The 17,733-nt window shown below is 40.2% G+C and carries 12 protein-coding genes; all 12 read left to right on the forward strand.

The window, feature by feature from the left end:
* The first annotated feature begins 9 nt into the window (after positions 1 to 9).
* The 12 genes from NST85_RS09045 to NST85_RS09100 all read left to right on the forward strand — a co-directional run bounded on the left by NST85_RS09045 (position 10) and on the right by NST85_RS09100 (position 17,578).
* Positions 10 to 831 carry an ABC transporter permease gene (locus tag NST85_RS09045; protein ID WP_127192538.1) on the forward strand — a complete coding sequence of 274 codons (822 nt, stop codon included), beginning with the start codon at positions 10 to 12 and terminating at the stop codon, positions 829 to 831.
* Positions 824 to 1,549 carry an ABC transporter ATP-binding protein gene (locus NST85_RS09050; RefSeq protein ID WP_127192539.1) on the forward strand — a complete coding sequence of 242 codons (726 nt, stop codon included), beginning with the start codon at positions 824 to 826 and terminating at the stop codon, positions 1,547 to 1,549. Before NST85_RS09045 ends, NST85_RS09050 begins: the two co-directional genes overlap by 8 nt.
* Before the next feature lie 5 nt (positions 1,550 to 1,554).
* Complete coding sequence (locus NST85_RS09055; RefSeq protein WP_127192540.1) at positions 1,555 to 2,109, forward strand: redoxin domain-containing protein; 555 nt, start codon at positions 1,555 to 1,557, stop codon at positions 2,107 to 2,109.
* A 185-nt stretch (positions 2,110 to 2,294) separates the two neighbouring features.
* A complete protein-coding gene (locus tag NST85_RS09060) occupies positions 2,295 to 3,044 on the forward strand; it encodes a sensor histidine kinase (RefSeq protein ID WP_341189114.1) in 750 nt (249 codons plus the stop codon).
* The gene (locus NST85_RS09065) at positions 3,041 to 3,685 is read left to right on the forward strand and encodes a response regulator (protein ID WP_127192542.1); all 645 of its coding nucleotides are present in this window, start codon (positions 3,041 to 3,043) and stop codon (positions 3,683 to 3,685) included. The genes NST85_RS09060 and NST85_RS09065 overlap by 4 nt, the downstream gene beginning before the upstream one ends.
* A 421-nt stretch (positions 3,686 to 4,106) precedes the next feature.
* On the forward strand, positions 4,107 to 5,075 hold the full coding sequence (locus NST85_RS09070) for an ABC transporter permease (RefSeq protein WP_127192543.1): 969 nt from the start codon (positions 4,107 to 4,109) through the stop codon (positions 5,073 to 5,075).
* A gap of 29 nt (positions 5,076 to 5,104) precedes the next feature.
* Entirely contained in the window at positions 5,105 to 6,001 is an 897-nt protein-coding gene (locus NST85_RS09075; protein WP_127192544.1) for a carbohydrate ABC transporter permease, read from the forward strand.
* 74 nt (positions 6,002 to 6,075) lie between these two features.
* Positions 6,076 to 7,761 (forward strand): extracellular solute-binding protein, encoded by a 1,686-nt coding sequence (locus NST85_RS09080; RefSeq protein ID WP_127192545.1) that lies wholly within the window; start codon positions 6,076 to 6,078, stop codon positions 7,759 to 7,761.
* Between the two features lie 174 nt (positions 7,762 to 7,935).
* Positions 7,936 to 9,516 (forward strand): response regulator, encoded by a 1,581-nt coding sequence (locus tag NST85_RS09085; RefSeq protein ID WP_127192546.1) that lies wholly within the window; start codon positions 7,936 to 7,938, stop codon positions 9,514 to 9,516.
* 16 nt (positions 9,517 to 9,532) lie between these two features.
* Positions 9,533 to 11,311, forward strand: coding sequence for a sensor histidine kinase (locus NST85_RS09090; protein WP_127192547.1), 1,779 nt, complete (start codon positions 9,533 to 9,535; stop codon positions 11,309 to 11,311).
* Positions 11,312 to 11,329: 18 nt separating this feature from the next.
* Positions 11,330 to 12,217 (forward strand): AraC family transcriptional regulator, encoded by an 888-nt coding sequence (locus tag NST85_RS09095; RefSeq protein WP_341189115.1) that lies wholly within the window; start codon positions 11,330 to 11,332, stop codon positions 12,215 to 12,217.
* A 216-nt stretch (positions 12,218 to 12,433) separates the two neighbouring features.
* On the forward strand, positions 12,434 to 17,578 hold the full coding sequence (locus NST85_RS09100) for a glycosyl hydrolase family 8 (RefSeq protein WP_341189116.1): 5,145 nt from the start codon (positions 12,434 to 12,436) through the stop codon (positions 17,576 to 17,578).
* The last annotated feature ends 155 nt before the right edge of the window (positions 17,579 to 17,733 follow it).

Consider the following 17,733-nt stretch of genomic DNA (forward strand, 5'->3'; position numbering starts at 1 on the left):
GATATGAACATGGCAGATATGCTGCAAGTTGCAAGTAGAGAGATTAAAATGGGATTCCGCAATCCGTGGGCTTATTCCTTTCTAATTCTATTTTCTGTTTTTAGCCTAAGCTTGTTGCTAGTTAACTCTCAGAATGAGGTTAGTGGTTACTCAGGAGTAACCGGATCTATGTTAAGTCTTATACTCTATGTACTTCCGCTGATGACTTTGTTTTTAGGATCCTTCTCACTTACTGCGGAAAAGGAAGAGGGTAGTTGGCAGCTATTATCTACGTATCCCCTTGGAACGATGTCTTTTTTGATAGGCAAATATGCCGGATTATCTGTAGTATTATTGACGATTGTCTCCTTTGGTTATGGTTTGATGGGCTTGATTACGATAATTATTGGTAAAACCTTTGCAGCGACAACATTTCTTCTCTTCCTTGCCTTTTCAATTGGCCTAGTACTACTATTTCTGTCGATAGCCTTATTTGTAGGTTCTCTATCCAAAAATCGTTGGCAGGCTTTAACGATTTCGGTCATGATCTGGTTCTTTGCAGTGATTGGCTGGTCCAGTATTTTAATAGCTGTCTTAGGCTTACTTCCGTATTTATGGATCAAACCAGTATTGGTATTCTTCACCTTTTTAAATCCTGCCGAGTTAGTTCGTTTGTTTGTTGTCATTAAGCTTGGAGGCGGATCTGTATTAGGTCCTGAATATTATAAATGGGTAAATTGGATTCATCAGCCAAGCGGAAGTTTAGTATTTATTGGACTATGCTTAGTTTGGATTGGTCTGTCACTTACCATTGTGTACTGGATCTGGGAGAGGGGGCGTTCTCGTGGCTGATCCCTTTGTCCAACTCGTTGGTGTAAATAAGAAGATTAAAGAACAACAGATCATCGTAGATATCAATCTGAATATTAAATCCGGAAGTATAGTTGGGCTGTGTGGTGGAAATGGTGCGGGAAAAAGTACGATTTTGCGAATGATCGCTGGGATTCTCCAACCAAGCTCGGGCGAAATTTCGGTAAATAAATTGCAATGGAAAAGAAATAGGAAGATATTCTCTCAACAAATAGGGTACATGCCGGATGATTATCAATTTACGCAAGGGCTGACGGCAGAAGAGGTATTATCCTTTTGGGCTGCATTACGCCGAGTTTCGCAGAACAGAGTGAACGAAGTGCTCGCTCTGGTGGGATTAGAGGATAAAAGACATAAGCAGGTGAATTCTTTCTCTAAAGGAATGCGGCAGCGTATTTTATTTGCCCAAGCTATTCTGGCCAATCCTCCTTTATTAATTATGGACGAACCAACGAATGGATTAGATCCTTTTTGGATGAATGAGTTCGTCAAACTATTAAGGGAGATTCAGCTTGAAGGCCATACCGTTCTATTTTCTACTCATCAGCTTGACATTGCGGAACAGGTCGCAGATGATGTTGTATTTTTGAATAAGGGACGGAATTGTGGAGAAGGTAGCGTAGCATATTTTCGTCAAAAGTATGGAGAGCTACCTTTACAAGCCGCTTTTCAACATAGTTTAGGAATAAGCTCAAGGTGAATCGAATGAACAATCAAAATTCTAATGTGCGAGTTATCGTTACTATTGTGATTGGTTTGATAGCACTCGGGGCTATTGCATGGATTGTAGTTTCGTCTAGACATGATAATAGTCAGCAGGAGGCAGCTAAATTAACCATTGGTAGTATTGCTCCTGATTTCGAACTAACGAATACAACTGGGCAAAAAATGGAGCTCTCTGACTATCGGGGAAAAGTGGTGATCCTCAACTTTTGGGCTTCTTGGTGTGAGTCTTGTGTGAAGGAGATGCCGCTCATAAATGATGTCTTCCAGTCCAATAGATCTGACGTGGCAACAATATTCATAAATGTGGGAGAATCTAAGGGCACAGTAAACAATTTCTTGGCGACAAATCATTTTTATTTCCCAGTCATCATTGATGTTACGGGAAAAGTGTCTGGATTATATGGAGTTGTTGGTTTGCCTGCCACATTTATAATTGATAAACAGGGAAAAATTTCTCGATTGTTGTTAGGTGAAATAAATAGCGACTCACAACTCCAATCATATATAAATGCGGAAAAAGATGATCAAGATTAACTTGGATCATCTTTTTCAAGTATACTCAAGTTATGACCAGCAAGGTTTAAAAAAACGCTGAAAGGCTAGATGGGGGAATTCCAGTGACATATAAACAAATTAAATGGATGATTTTGTTCATTCCAACCCTAACTATAGGTGTCTGGGAGTATGTTCGTCATCAGTTCCTTTTATCATATATCTCTATGGATATCGGCAACTGGATAACACCATTATTGGTTTATATTGTAAGTGTGACGTTGCTTAGTCGTTTATTCTCTATGCTGGAAAAAATCCAACGAGAGCTTGAATCTGAACGAGCGAATAAAGTAGCGCTTGAGGCTAGAGAGCAACTGGCAAAGGAATTGCATGATGGGGTTGCACAATCCTTATTCCTTTTATCTGTAAAAGTGGACCGCTTAGAATTCATTACTGATCAGGAGAAATATAATCATGAAATATATAAGATTCGTAAAACGGTTCATGAAGTGAATCGATACGTTCGACAAGCCATTTCACATTTGAGTTATTCAACGACATTAGCAGAAGATGCTCCTCAAAGAGAATCATTAAATGAAAAGGTTAAACAAATTGCTGAAGAGGTTCTTATCTCGATGGATGTAGATTGGAATATCTCTGATGAATCTTTAAATCCCAAAGAAAAGGTAGAACTACTTGCCTGTATTCGTGAAGCAGTAATAAATATTCAGAAGCATGCTCATGCAACAAAAGGATGGATTGAAGGAAAGGGAAATAAAGAAGAGTGGAAAGTGACAATTAAGGATAATGGAATCGGATTATTAGGGGACCCTTTTAATTATAATGATAGTTATGGTCTGAATATCATGTATGAAAGAGCAAAAGAAATGAGTTGGGATTTACGAGTCGCAACAGAGAATAATTACACTTTGGTAGAATTACATAAGGTAGGAGAAAAGGTAGGAGAAATGAGATGAAAACACGGGTTCTTGTAGTTGATGATCATGCTCATGCAAGGGAGGCTATTTGTGATATTATCTCCATGGATGAGAAATTTGAGATCATAGGCGTAGTGACAAATGGTCGGGAAGCCATTGAGTTTACCGAGCAATGGATGCCGGACCTCATTTTGATGGATATTCAGATGCCTGACATGGATGGTTTAGAGACAACCCAGCGAATTAAGCTAAGGTTTCCTTATGTGAAAATTGTGATGATTACGGTGTCGGATGATATGTTTCATTTGCTTGAAGCCTTAAAAAGAGGCGCCCAAGGTTATCTGTTAAAAAATTTAGCACCTTCAACTTGGATCGAGTATTTACGCTCCATTGTTAGTGAGGAGGCGCCTTTAAGCCGAGAGTTAGCCTTTCAAATATTGAAGGACGTTTCCCTGACAACTAAAAAGGAAACAGTAGAGACCTTAACTCCTAGAGAACGGGAGATATTGTCAAATGTAGCTAGTGGTCTGACCAATAGGGAAATCGGGGGAAAATTGAATATATCTGAGCATACAGTCAAGAATCATTTGAAGAATATTTTACATAAGCTGCAAGTTCAAAATAGAGTACAGTTGACCAGATATGCATTGGAACAAGGGATTGTTACTAATCAAGAATAGTTAGATGTTGAGATTTTTTAGCAAGAGGGCAGATTTCCAAGGAATGATTGGGATCTGCTTTTTTGCTGTGAATTGCAATAAATCGAATGTAAAGAGTCTAGTTCATAAGCAATATAGCAAGATAGGACAAGCTAGATACAAGAGAGTGTCAAAGTATCAATAATCGTTGTTTTGTCATATACCTTTGAAAGCGCTTTGATATTAAGATTGATTTATAAGAAGTCAAGGTAACGAAGGCAATATGACAGCGGTGATTCGACAAGTTAAGGTATAAATGCTGCAATTCAACGGAGGGAGAGAAGGAGAACCAGGCCTACATATAAGAGAGAAGGCCATGAATGATCTGTACTTGTCTTAGAAATTATCACAACAGAGTAAGCATGTTTTTTCTACAAGAATCTAGGTTTAGGAGGATTCACATATGGCGAACGCAAGCGTCGCACCAGACAAGAGATCGGGACTAAATCTCGATAAGCAACGAACTAGCGGGATAAGACGCTTTTTTAAGCAAATAGATCTACAGCTTATGGTAATTCCAGCACTCGTTCTAATTTTTATTTTTGCTTATATCCCCATGTACGGGATTCTTATCGCATTCCAAGATTACAAGTTAGGTGCAAGCTTTATAGGTAGTGAATGGGTTGGATTGAAGCATTTTATTTACTTCTTTAATGCTCCTGAGTTTGCAGTAGTTATGAAAAATACAATTATTATTAGCTTATTGAAATTCTGTTTTGGATTTCCTGCACCGATTATTTTGGCGTTAATGCTGAATGAAGTTCGTAAGATGTTCTTTAAACGGGTTATTCAGACGGTTACATACTTGCCTCACTTCTTATCTTGGGTTGTTATCGGCTCGATGGTGACCTCGATGCTATCCGTAGATAATGGCAGTATAAATATGTTGCTTGAGAAATTACATTTAATTAACGAACCGGTAAACTTCCTGTCCATGTCAGAATATTTCTGGGGCATTTTAATTACGGCCAATGTATGGAAAGAAATCGGGTTTGCCTCGATTGTTTACTTAGCTGCCATTGCTGGTATTGACCCGCACTTATACGAAGCAGCTTCGATGGATGGTGCAAGTCGCTTTAAACAAATTTATTTGATTACGTTGCCTTCAATTATACCAGTTGTAATCATCTTCATGATTCTGGCAATCGGTAATCTTGTGAATGCAGGATTCGAAGATATATTGATCCTTGCTTCCAATCCAGCTCTAAGAGAAGTATCAGATTCAGTTGATGTATATGTTGTACGTGTCGGTATAGACAACTTCAGGTACTCCTATGCGACTGCTATCGGATTGTTTAAGGCCGTTATCAGTGTGACATTACTTACTTTTGCAAACTTCGTTGCCAGAAAAGCAGGTAACAGCTTGTGGTAATGAATTACTCAATATAGGAGGACTGGACTATGACACGTAGCAATATAGGGGACCGCTTATTCATCGGGTTTATATATGTATTCTTAACTTTACTGGCATTCTCGGCCTTATATCCATTTTGGAATTCACTAGTCATTTCCTTTAATGAAGGGATGGATACCTCCAAAGGAGGAGTTACATTCTGGGTTCGTGAGTTCACGCTTGAGAATTATAAGATTGTGTTTGAAGATTCTCGTTTAATGGGTGGATTCGTCATTGCCGTCTTGAGAACGGTGATTGGTACAATATCAGCGATATTGGCAACATCGATATTTGCTTATGGGATGTCGAAGCGTGAACTGATGGGCCGCAAATACTACATGGTTATGTGTATCATTACGATGTATTTCGGAGGGGGACTCATTCCGTCATACATGCTCATTAGAAATCTAGGTCTCTTTAACTCATTTTGGGTGTTTATTATTCCAGCACTTGTCAGCGTATGGAATATGATCATATTCCGCACCTTCTTTCAAGGTCTTCCACAAGGCTTGGAAGAGTCGGCGAAGATTGACGGTTGCGGTAACTGGGGAACTTTTTTCCGTATAGTATTGCCTCTGTCCGGTCCTGTAATCGCAACATTATCTTTGTTCACAGCGGTAAATCACTGGAATGAATGGTTCGTAGCGAGTATTTACATTACGAAAGAGGAGTTAATGCCGATTCAGACCATCTTAAGACAGATATTGTTCTCTAACATTGCTTCAGAGCAGCTGTCTAATGTAGATGCAAGCTCCATTGCACATATTAACGCGGCCAAGAAGATAACGTCGAAGTCTTTGACTATGGCCACAATAATGGTTGCAACAATTCCGATCGTATGTGTGTATCCATTCCTTCAGCGGTTTTTTGTTAAAGGTGTTTTGGTTGGATCACTAAAAGAGTAGTATGATAGAACGAGTTTTGGGTTTAGAGCATTTTGCTTTGAACATAGATTAACAATTTGAAAGGGGAAAACACATTGAAAAACAAGAGAAAGATGCTTCTCAGTATGTTGTCTATCTTGATGGTGCTAACTTTGTTGGCGGGCTGCGGTGGCAATAATTCAAGTGCTCCAGCTGCAACTGCTGAACCAGAGAATCAAGGAGGAAACGCGGTAAACACTGCAACTGAAGCTCCAGCGGCTGATTTGTATGAGTTAGGGAAGGAACCGCTTGAAGTATCATTCTATGGTAACTACGGCTGGTATCAAATGCCGAAGTGGGGTAATGATGCTGCTTCGAAATGGATCTTAGATAATTTGAAGATTAATGTCACCGGAATTAGCTCTGGCGGTAATAATGCCCAAAAGCTACAGACGATGATCGTTGGTAATGAGCTACCAGATATTGTGTGGACTGAAAAGGGTGCTGACGTAGAACGTCTTCGTCAAGCGGATATGCTAGTTCCATTGGATGAATATATTGACAAATATCCTAACTTTAAAGCTTCTTTAACACCAGGACATTTGGAATTGCTTCGTTCTCCTGATGGCAAAATTTATCAGCTACCGAATTATTATACAACGCAACCGAACGGAAATGCCGGTTATGCGATCAATAAGAAGATTTACAAAGAACTCGGTTCTCCAAAACTAGAGACTACTGATGATTTATATGCATATTTAAATGCTGTTAAAGCGAAGTTCCCTGATGTAATTCCGTTCGAGACTGGTTTGGCCAAAGATGGTAACGGTATTGACCAGTTGTTCTCCTCTTTCAAAGAGAATAACCTTTCGTATACTAGAATCTTTGCCGTTCCTGAAGGCGACAAAATGGCTTCGATTTATAAAGACGCTGGATTCCGTGAATCCGTAGTATTTGGTGCTAAATTAATGCGTGAGAAACTAATGACGCAGGATGCGAATACCCAAACAGAAGACCAAATTAGAGAGAAAGCGCTGAATGGCAAGTTTGCTGTTATTGCGACATTCGATCCAATGAAGTTACTCGCAACTGCTGACGAAGAGATGAAGAAGGCAGATCCAGAAGCTGGTTATATGTTTATTAAACCAATTTACAAAGCAGGTCTAGACCAAAGTAAGATCACTCCAGGAACGTATAATCAGTTGGGGTGGAACGTAGCAACAATATCTAAAAATGCTAAAAATCCAGAAGCTGTGTTTGCTATGCTTGACTGGATGACAGGTCCAGAAGGTAATATGGTTCTTAACTGGGGCCCATCAGGACCAGATGGTTATTGGGATGGATTTGAAGCAGATGGAGTTACGCCTAAATTTAATAAAGATAAATATCTAAATGATCCAGAACCTCTATCCGAAATTAGCGGTAAAGCCGGTGACTTGGTTTGGGTAGGTAACACGGTATTCTTGGATAGCACGAAGAAAAAGTTCTTATCAACTCTTCCAGCTGACCAAATTGACTTTAGTAACCGTTGGCAAATGGAAGTAACATGGGATTCTCAAGGTGACTTTACAGAGTTCCTAAATTGGGATCCGGCTCCAGATAGTGAAGAAGGTATTATTAGACAAAGTGTTAGAGATATCTGGCTAACAGCTAGAGCGAAGTCAATGTATGCTAAGACAGATGAAGAAGCATTAGCAATTCTTGACAAAGCACATGACGATTCCATGAAGGTTGGATATGAGAAATTCCTTGCTTATGTTACAAATGTATGGACAGAAAACAAGAAAGCTTTAGGCAAATAATAATTTAAGTAATACGAAGGTTTGCTACTAGGCAAACCTTCGTTTTTACGTTTACATTACTGTTAATCTTAGTTTTATGGCTGTTAGGTAAGACAATGAATGGTATACTGGAATAGACTCGATAGTAGAATTAATAGGGATAATTTCACCGCATTTCAAAGGGGGACTACGTTGATGTATAACGTATTATTAGTAGACGATGAGATGCTTGATCTAGAAGGCATGAGACAATTTATTCCTTGGAACGAGCTGGGTATGGAAGTCGTAGAGGCAGCGAATAACGCGTTTACCGCGTGTGATATTTTGGAACAACATGATATAGATATTATAGTTAGCGATGTGAATATGCCGAACATGTCGGGGCTGGAGCTAGCCCGGATTGCCTTAGAGAAGAAACCGGATATTCGTGTGATATTTGTAAGCGGTTACCAAGACTTCAGCTATGTAAAGCAAGCATTGTCCTTGAAGGCCTATAGCTATGTTCTTAAGCCAATGGATGATAATGAACTTATTGCTGCACTTCAGAAAGTAAGGCAGGATTTGGACGATGAAAGTAAACGACGTGACGTCGAAGAAGCGTATCAACATATGATTCCTATGGCCAAAAATGATCTATTGATACGCTTGTTTGAAGGGGAATGGGAGGGGGACGACCAGACTGGAATGTTGACGCTTGTAAAGTCATATGGTCTGGATAAGCTGGAATGGCCTGTTCGAGTAGCAGTCTTAGAGCTAGACTATTTCAATTGGTTTCAAGATCAGGATAATCTCTCTAAACATCAAATGTCCAAGGACTTTCTTTATGAAGTGAATAAAATCGGTCAGAAGCACGGCATGCCACATTGCTACAAGGTATCGTCATATCGGATCGCTTTGTTGATTAACGAACAGGGAATGGACAATTTCATTGAAGATATTTACGTTTCGATTCGCGCAAAGTTTCCTGTCACAATGACCGTAGGTATAGGGAAGCCGACATTTGCTACGGAACAAGTTCACACATCATATCGACAAGCTATGGAAGCGGTTGACGGAAAGATGTTCATTGGCAAAGGCAATCTTATTATGTACGAGACCGTTAGCAGCGAACCTGGAATGATCGATGCTCGGATGTTAGATACTCGCATGGATACGCTGTTTAAAGCGATGAAAGAATATGAGTTAGTCCTTATTTATGATGAGATTGATAAGTTGTTTCGTTCTGTAAGTAGTTTAAGATCCAAATTTACTATACATAATCTAGCAATGTATATTATATGGAAGCTGGACCAGCAGTTGAAGGATGTTAGTGAGGACTTATTTGAAATATTAGGCATGGAGTTACATAGTTTAGATATATTGCTTCAATTCGATACGATTAGTGATATTCGCTCTTGGCTTGTGCTCAAAACGTTTGAGATATCCGAGTACCTACGCAGCAAATCAGAGTCAGTGAACAATAAACTGATTAGAGAAATTATTCAAATGATGAAGGACAAGATGAGCGAGAACTTTACGCTTAAGGATATTGCACAGCAATTCTCCTTCTCTCCTAACTATTTGGGATATCTATTCAAAGAGGAAACTGGGAAAACGTTCAGCGAAGTACTTAATCAACTTCGAATGGAACAGGCAGCCAAGCTCTTGAAAGATCCGACGAGCAAAATCTATGAAATCGCGAGCAAGGTAGGCTATCGTTATCTTCCTTACTTCAGCAGACAGTTTAAAGAGGCATATGGTATGACACCTATGGAGTATCGTAAGCGGGACAAGTGATGGGGGATGATATTCCATGAAACTACCAAGAAGAAGACATAAGTATGTGCCGATTGGGTATAAATTAATGCTGACGTATATGTTTTTTATTATCATCCCTGTGTCCGTGATCGGTTTAGTCTCTCACTCCATGTACAATGATTCATTACGCGAACATACAAGTACGAATGTTAAAGGAACGTTATTACAGATTCGTGACAATATTGATTATAAAATGGATGAAGTTACTCGCATATCCACTCAATTATATAGTGATTTTGATTTCTATCGGAATCTTCGGAGTTATGAAGAGGGCTGGGAGAATTACGATCGGATGTCTAAGAAGGTACTTCCGAAGCTGGACGTAGCTATTCAATCTACAGGCATGAGGATTGGGATGTCGCTATTTTTAAAGAATGAATCAATTCCTGAGATCTATTCGAATACACCTGGGCTTGAGGGCTATTTAGATAATAGTAGTTTCTATCATATTTACCATATGAAACGGATCACGGATAAATCTTGGTATACAGAGTTTCCAACAGAAAAATATGCTGAAACTATGAAATGGTGGCAGATTGAGCGCGATGTAGAGAATAATCGCATCTCATTGCTCCGGAGGTTTATTGATACATACAATCCTCTTGAACCATTGGAGATTGGGTTCCTGCGGATTAATGTAGGAATTCCGGATCTGTTCGACAGTGTCAACTATACGAAGATTGGAAAAGGAAGTATTCTCTATATCAAGAATGAGTTTGGCCGAACAATGTATCAATCGGGAGAATTACCGAGGAGTTATGCTAGTGAAGCCGAACTTAATAAAGATTACCTGACGATTAGCGAATCAATCGGTAATCAATCATGGCAATTAGTAGCGCTTGTTCCGATAACAATGCTTGAACAGGATGCAGCTAAGGTACGTTTATTTATTATTTTGATGTGTCTGATATGCTTTGTTGTATTTAGCTTCGTCGGCATTTTTATATCCCGATATTTTTCGATTCGGATTAATAAGTTCGTATACGTGCTTAATGCCTATCGTGAAGGTGATCTACATAAGCGCATGTCTTATCGAGGCAAGGACGAATTCTCTCAGATTGCTACCGCTCTCAACGATATGGGAGAGAATATCGAATCGTTAATTAAAGAGGTATATTTGACACAGCTACAGAAGAAGGAAGCAGAGCTTGAAACGCTTCAATCGCAAATCAACCCTCATTTCCTATACAATACATTGTCATCTATTAATCGCTTAGCCAAGTTTGGGCAGAACGAGAAGCTACAGCAGATGGTGCTGGAATTAGCTAAATTTTATCGCCTAACACTTAATGAAGGTCGAACGATGATTCCGGTTCCATCCGAGATTGAGCAGGCAAATGCATATTTGGAAATTCAGAAAATTAAATATGGCGACCGCATGGAGGTTATGTATGATATCGATCCAGATATCTGGCCCTATGAGACTATCAAGCTGATTTTACAACCATTTATCGAGAACGTGCTGAAGCATGCATGGTGTGGTGATCGCATTCATCTACGGATTGTTGGCCGCATGGAAGCAGATCGTATTCTGTTCCGTATTATTGACGATGGTATCGGCATGAAACAGGAACGTATTGATCAGATTTTCGATCCCAAGGATCATGTGAATACAGGTTACGGCGTCCGAAATGTTGATCAACGCATCAAGCTACAATATGGATCCGAGTATGGCGTCACAATTTTTAGCCGTATTGGAATCGGCACTTCCGTTCAGATACTGATTCCTGCAAAGAGAAGGAGTATCAAGCGAAAGCATGGTGACGATGAGTAGTATGCAAAGCTTCGAATTATGAAATCTATTAAGGCAATTCACTTTCATTTGAAACGAGCTGACGCCATGAAGCTTAATTTCTATAAGTCTGACCCTTTTGACATTAGCCGCGAGAGAAAAAGCATCTCAAGTATGCCTTCAAATCATTATCACGATGCTTATGAAATTCTCTATTTAGTATCCGGGGAGCTGTACTATTTTATAGAAGGTAGAACCTATCATGTCGTCAGCGGGGTTCTATTACTAATTAACATCAATGATATTCACAGACTAGTTAATATAAACGGAAATACTTACGAGAGAGTTACTTTGTTATTTAAAAGTGACTTTCTTAGTGCTTTTTTCACAGAGACTGAAGACTTTAATCCCCTCTCTTGCTTTAATTCCAAATCAAATGTGATCAAATTAAGTGCTTTCGAGCAAATCTTTGTCGAGAATATCTTTAGTAAAATGATTCATGAGGAGAACGAGAAACAGCCAGGAAGCAGTTACTATCAGAAGGTTCTATTGATGGAACTACTAATTTATCTACAACGTAAAATACCGCTAGATCAAAGTAACCAACTGGTGGAATCGAACCGGCCCCATAAGAAGATCTCTAAAATTTTACCATACATAAATGAAAACTTTTCTGAACAATTATCTTTAGAATACATGTCCCGAAAATTCTCTATAAGTCCATCTCATTTAAGTAGAACCTTCAAAGAAACAACGGGGTTTACTTTTGTTGAATATGTCAATAACATTCGGGTAAAAGAAGCTTGTTCACTTCTGAAGAACTCAGACTTATCTATTTCGGGGGTGGCTGAACGGGTTGGGTTTGATAATTTAACTCATTTTGGGAGAATATTTAAAGCTCTAATAGGTACGTCCCCTTTGAAGTTCCGCAAAGGAAAACTCGATTGATGATCTGGGTACTTAATTAGGGGAATTCGATAGTGACAAAAGTAGAAAAATAAAAATGATCACAAAATATGTAGAGAATACGCTGACAGTTTTACGCTATATTTATTAATAGAAAGATTAAGAAGGAGGGGAGCATCGGAAAGATCAAGGGATTAATTTTACACTAAAGTTAAAGCGCTTAAACTATCTTTGGCGAAAAGGGGAATGAGAGTGCAGATGAAAAGCAATTTGAAAAAAAGACTACGCCGAATCGTTTCTTGTTTACTTGTACTTACGATGTTGCCGTTCTATGTTGTTGGAGCTGCAGCTGCACAAGACCCCCCCGGTTCAGAAGCATTGTCTAGTGCGGCGACGATCGCGGAATGGGCCTTTGATGATGCACCCGAGAGTGAAGTCGTATATTTAGCAACAAATGGCACCTATAAGACGGCATCTACCCTTCGTAATGTGGGTGGTGTGTTCGAGGAGTTCAATGACGATGATAAATACATTGGCTATCAGGGCTGGGATGATGGGGACGGGAAGAAGTACTGGCTTGCCACCATATCAACATCTGGTTTCGAGAATATTACCTTATCATCCGAACAAAGCTCTTCCGGGTCAGGTCCTCGTGATTTCCATGTAGAGAGTAGTCATGATGGAAATACATGGACCAATGTACCAAACACAGATTTGAAAATGGCAGCGAATAGTTTCGAGGATACCGCTAAATTGGTGGAAACTCCCCTTCTTAAGAGCGATGATAATCAAGAATTGTTATATATTCGTTGGATCGTAAGCTCTAATGAGAATACGAAGGGTGAAGAAGAAGGAATAGGCTCAGGCGGTTCAAGCAGAATCAGAAATATTATAGTTACTGGCGATCCTATTGAGGGGATACCTCCAGTTATTCCTACAGTTGATCTGTTGGAACAGCCAATAAATAGATCTGAAAATGTGCCTGCCGATGTGCCTGTTGAGCTCAAATTCAACAAGGCGATTGCACTGGACGAAAGCCATTCTGTCCAGTTTGTAGATGAGAATAATCAGTCAGTAAGCGGGATTAGTCTTCAAGTTTCGAACATTGATACGTTACAGATTAACCATGCTCCATTGACTTTTGGTACATCCTACACGGTATCAGTTCCCAAGGAACTCATCAAAGGTGAAGATGGTGTACCGCAAGCTCGGGATATTTCCTGGAGTTTTAGAGTTCAGGATTCCCCCCTTGCTCCCAAATCCATCAACATGACGTTTAATGGAGATCCAAAAACAAGTATTGCTTTAGCCTGGTATACAGATGTAATGACGGATACCGTAGTACAGATTGTAGAAGCTTCTAAGGTTACAGGGACTTCATTTCCTGAAGACGGAAGCTTAAATTATCATGGCAATGCAGAGGCGATTGAGACTTATGTGAAAAAGGGTGACAGAGAAACTGATCATCATACGGAATTTATAAGTCATAAAGTTATCGCCGATCAGCTTAACCCTGGGACTGCTTATAAGTTCCGCGTTGGTAATGGTAAAGCGGAAGATTGGAGTTCTATCGGTTCATTTACGACCGATGCGGCAGAGAACCAACCCTACCATTTTATCGCAGGTTCAGATTCGCAAGCATCCAGTAAAGCTGATTTCGAGCCTTGGGGAGATACATTCCGTAAAGCAATTAATCATATGGGTGCTCCAAAATTCTTGATCAGTGCCGGAGATTTAGTGGATAACGGCGATTTAGAGGAGCAGTGGCAATGGATGCTTGGTGTTGCCCAAGATGAATTGCTTCAGGTACCATACGTACCTGTGCTTGGTGGTCATGAGGTTATGGATTATGACGGTGATGAAACCACGCCGAATGATAACTTCTACAATCATTTTAACCTACCTGAACAGCTTGTAGCCGATACGCATAAAGGCTCTGTTTATTCTTTCGAATATGGCGACGCGCTCTATCTCGTCTTTAATTCGCAGTACGCAGGAGAGCTTACAGAGAATGGAGAAGATGTGGAGTTCTCTGATCAGCAATTTTGGGATCAAGTGGCCTGGATGAAGAACACTGTCGCTAAGAGCGATAAGAAGTGGAAATTCGTTACATTCCATAAGAGTCCTTATGCTGCAGGTGATAACTCCGCGCAGTGGGAAGGCGGACGCATCGAGTTTTACAAAAAGAATCTAATTCCTGCTTTTGACGAGATGGGTATCGATATGGTGTTTGAGGCGCATGATCATATGTATATGAGATCCTTCCAAATGTACAATGATGAGGTCATTCCAAAGGATCAACTAAAATTTGATGATGACGGAAATGCGATCAATCCTAAAGGTACTGTGTATCTTATGTCTAATGCATTCGGTAATAAATTCTATTATAAGAATAATCAATATTATCTAGATGAGGAATGGGAACCACACGAAATTCTAGATGAGAATGGGGACCCTATTCCATATGATGACTACTTCGCTGAGATTGATGAGCAACCAGAGAAGAAAATGTTCACGGATGTATCCATCACCGACAAGGTACTTTCATTTATCGCCTATACAGCGGCCGTAGAAGATGAAGGGAAAGACGGTACTGTTGGTAATGGCTTAATGGCTTATGATAATTATGGTATCCAGAGAACAGATACTAAGCCAGATGCGGTGGAGGCCGTGAAGGCTGCGGTTAGCGATAACCAAGTAGTTCTATCATGGAAAACTCCTTCCGCAAGTAAAGAACCGGTAAGAGGATTCCGAATTTACGAGAAGAACGATAAGGTAAATACACACTGGAGTCTGTATGTACCCGTAGTGGAAGGACAAAGTGAATATACGTACACAGTAGACAATATCAATCCAGCTAAAAATTATGATTTTATCATCAAAGCTGTTGGCACAAGAATGAATTCTAATCCAGTCGAAGTGAGTGCAACAGGAGGACCTGCTGAGTCTGAGCCGCCTTCGGCCCCGACTAATTTAAAGGGTAATGCCGTTTCACCGTTCCAAATCAATCTGACGTGGACAGCTTCCGCAGGCACTAAGGGCCCGCAAGGCTACAATGTGTACCGCAACGGTAGCAAGATTGGAACAACGACGACACTATCTTACAATGATATCGGATTAGATTCGAATACGGCATATACCTATGTAATTAAGGCTTACAATGCGGCAGAAATCGAATCTCTGGCTAGTAACTCGGTAAGTGTGACGACGAAGTCCTCACCTACTGGAGAAGGTATTCATAAGGCATTTCCGCAGCACACTGCTTATGCAGCAGGCACGATTAAGCCAAATCACTTAACACAGGCTGAAATGGATGCCACGGTGGCTAGATTGTATAACGAGTGGAAAAGTAAATACCTGAAGCAAAATCCATATAACAATGATCAATACTATGTATGGTACGCCGATGGAGATTGGTTCGAAGAGAATGAAATTACGGTCTCTGAAGCTCATGGATACGGCATGCTCATCACTTCTATGATGGCGGGCCATGATCCTGATGCCAAGAAATATTTTGATGGGATGTATCGTTATTTCAGAGCACATCCAAGCGAAATCAATCCTGATCTTATGGCTTGGCAACAAGCAGATACAGGCACAGAAATTAAAGATATTAATGGTGTTGACTCGGCTACGGATGGCGATATGGATATTGCTTATTCCCTTCTGTTAGCAAATAGTCAATGGGGTAGTAGTGGTGACATTAACTATTTGGCTGAGGCTAAAAAAGTTATAAATGCCATCATGGAAAGTGATGTCAATCATACCGAATGGACATTAAAAATGGCGGATTGGGTTACGGATGATGATCCGAAGTATGGCAACGCAACACGTCCGTCCGATTTTATGCTGCAGCATCTGAAAGATTTCCGAAATGTGTCGGGTGACAGTAATTGGGATCGTGTTATCGATAAAACGTATAACGTGATTCAAAACCTGTATAAAGATTACAGCCCACAGGCGGGACTTCTTCCAGATTTCGTATTCAAGGATAAAACAGATGGAAAGTATAAACCAGTAAGTGAGCATAATTGGGAGCCAGACGGAATTTTTCTGGAGTCAGAACAGGATGGAGACTATAACTATAACTCTTCCCGTATTCCTTGGCGCATCGGCACAGACTATCTCTTAACTGGAGATGACCGGGCCAAAGCTCAACTAGGGGCTTTGAACGAGTGGATCCGTACCAAAACAAACAACGATCCGGCAGAAATCCTTGCGGGATACAAGTTGGACGGATCGGAAGCGTTAAACGATTATACGGATATTACATTCTCTGCACCTATGATGGTTAGTGCTATGATCGATTCATCAAATCAGGAATGGTTGAATAAATTGTGGGATTATAATGCTGCAGGTTCAACCGAAGACGATTTATATTTTGGAAACAACCTTCGCTTGCTCAGTATGATTGTGGTATCAGGAAACTGGTGGACACCAACTATTGTTGATACCGAAGCACCTATGGAACCAACGATCGATAAAGCAGAGGCTATTTCCAGCTCAACAATTGATTTGAAGTGGACACCTTCCAAAGATAATGTTGGGGTAGCGGGATACAAGGTGTTCAGAAATGATAAGGAAATAAAAGTAACAACATCAACAAATTTCAGAGACAGTGGACTCAGTTCAAGCACTTCTTATAAGTATTATGTAGTTGCATATGACGCGGCTGGTAATACTTCGAAAATAAGTAATGTGCGAATTGTATCCACACTAGCAGCTTCAAATGGCGGTAGTGACGGAGGTAGCGGAAGTGGAAATGGTGGTAGTACAGTTCCAACTCCAACACCTACACCAACTCCAACTCCAGTGCCTGAAGTGGTGCAACCAACAACGCCGCAAATAACTCCATCAAACTTTAGCGATATTGGTAGCCAATATTCTTGGGCAAAGGAAGCAATTGAACAATTGACAGCTCTAGGAATTATTCAGGGAACATCCAAAACTACCTTTGATCCAGGTCATAAGGTGACCAGGGGTGAATTTATACTAGGATTGGTAAAAGCCCTTGGTCTAAAGGCGAGCTCGGATGGTAACTTTGAGGATGTTGATCAGAACAGTGAATATTACGAGGCTATTGGCATAGCTAAACAATTAGGGATTACGAACGGAATAGACGGTAAGAAGTTTAATCCGGAAGCCGAAATCTCTAGGCAGGATATGATGGTACTGATAACTAATGCCTTAAAGAAGTTAGGGAAATTAAGTGAAACGGGAACCGCCTCTGAGCTTAACAAATTTAAAGATGGTTCCAAAGTGGCTGATTATGCAGCGGAGGCCATAGCTACCCTCATCAAAGAGGGAATTGTGCTTGGTGATGGTAGTTTCATCCATCCAAAGGGAACGGCAACTCGGGCAGAAATGGCTGTAATTATTTATAGAATATATAAGCTGAACTAAAAATGTGTTTGTAAGCTACGAGAGCGAAATGTTCTTACGATCGCTGTTGTCCACCAATTTTTAGATTGAATTGTATAAAGGTTAAAATTGGGGGACAAAGGCGAACGCTGCACTTCTTCAGAATCATTTCGCTCTCTACGCTCTATCACTTTTTT

Source organism: Paenibacillus sp. FSL K6-2524, from assembly GCF_038005525.1.
In the GTDB taxonomy this organism is placed as follows: Bacteria; Bacillota; Bacilli; order Paenibacillales; family Paenibacillaceae; genus Fontibacillus; species Fontibacillus anaericanus.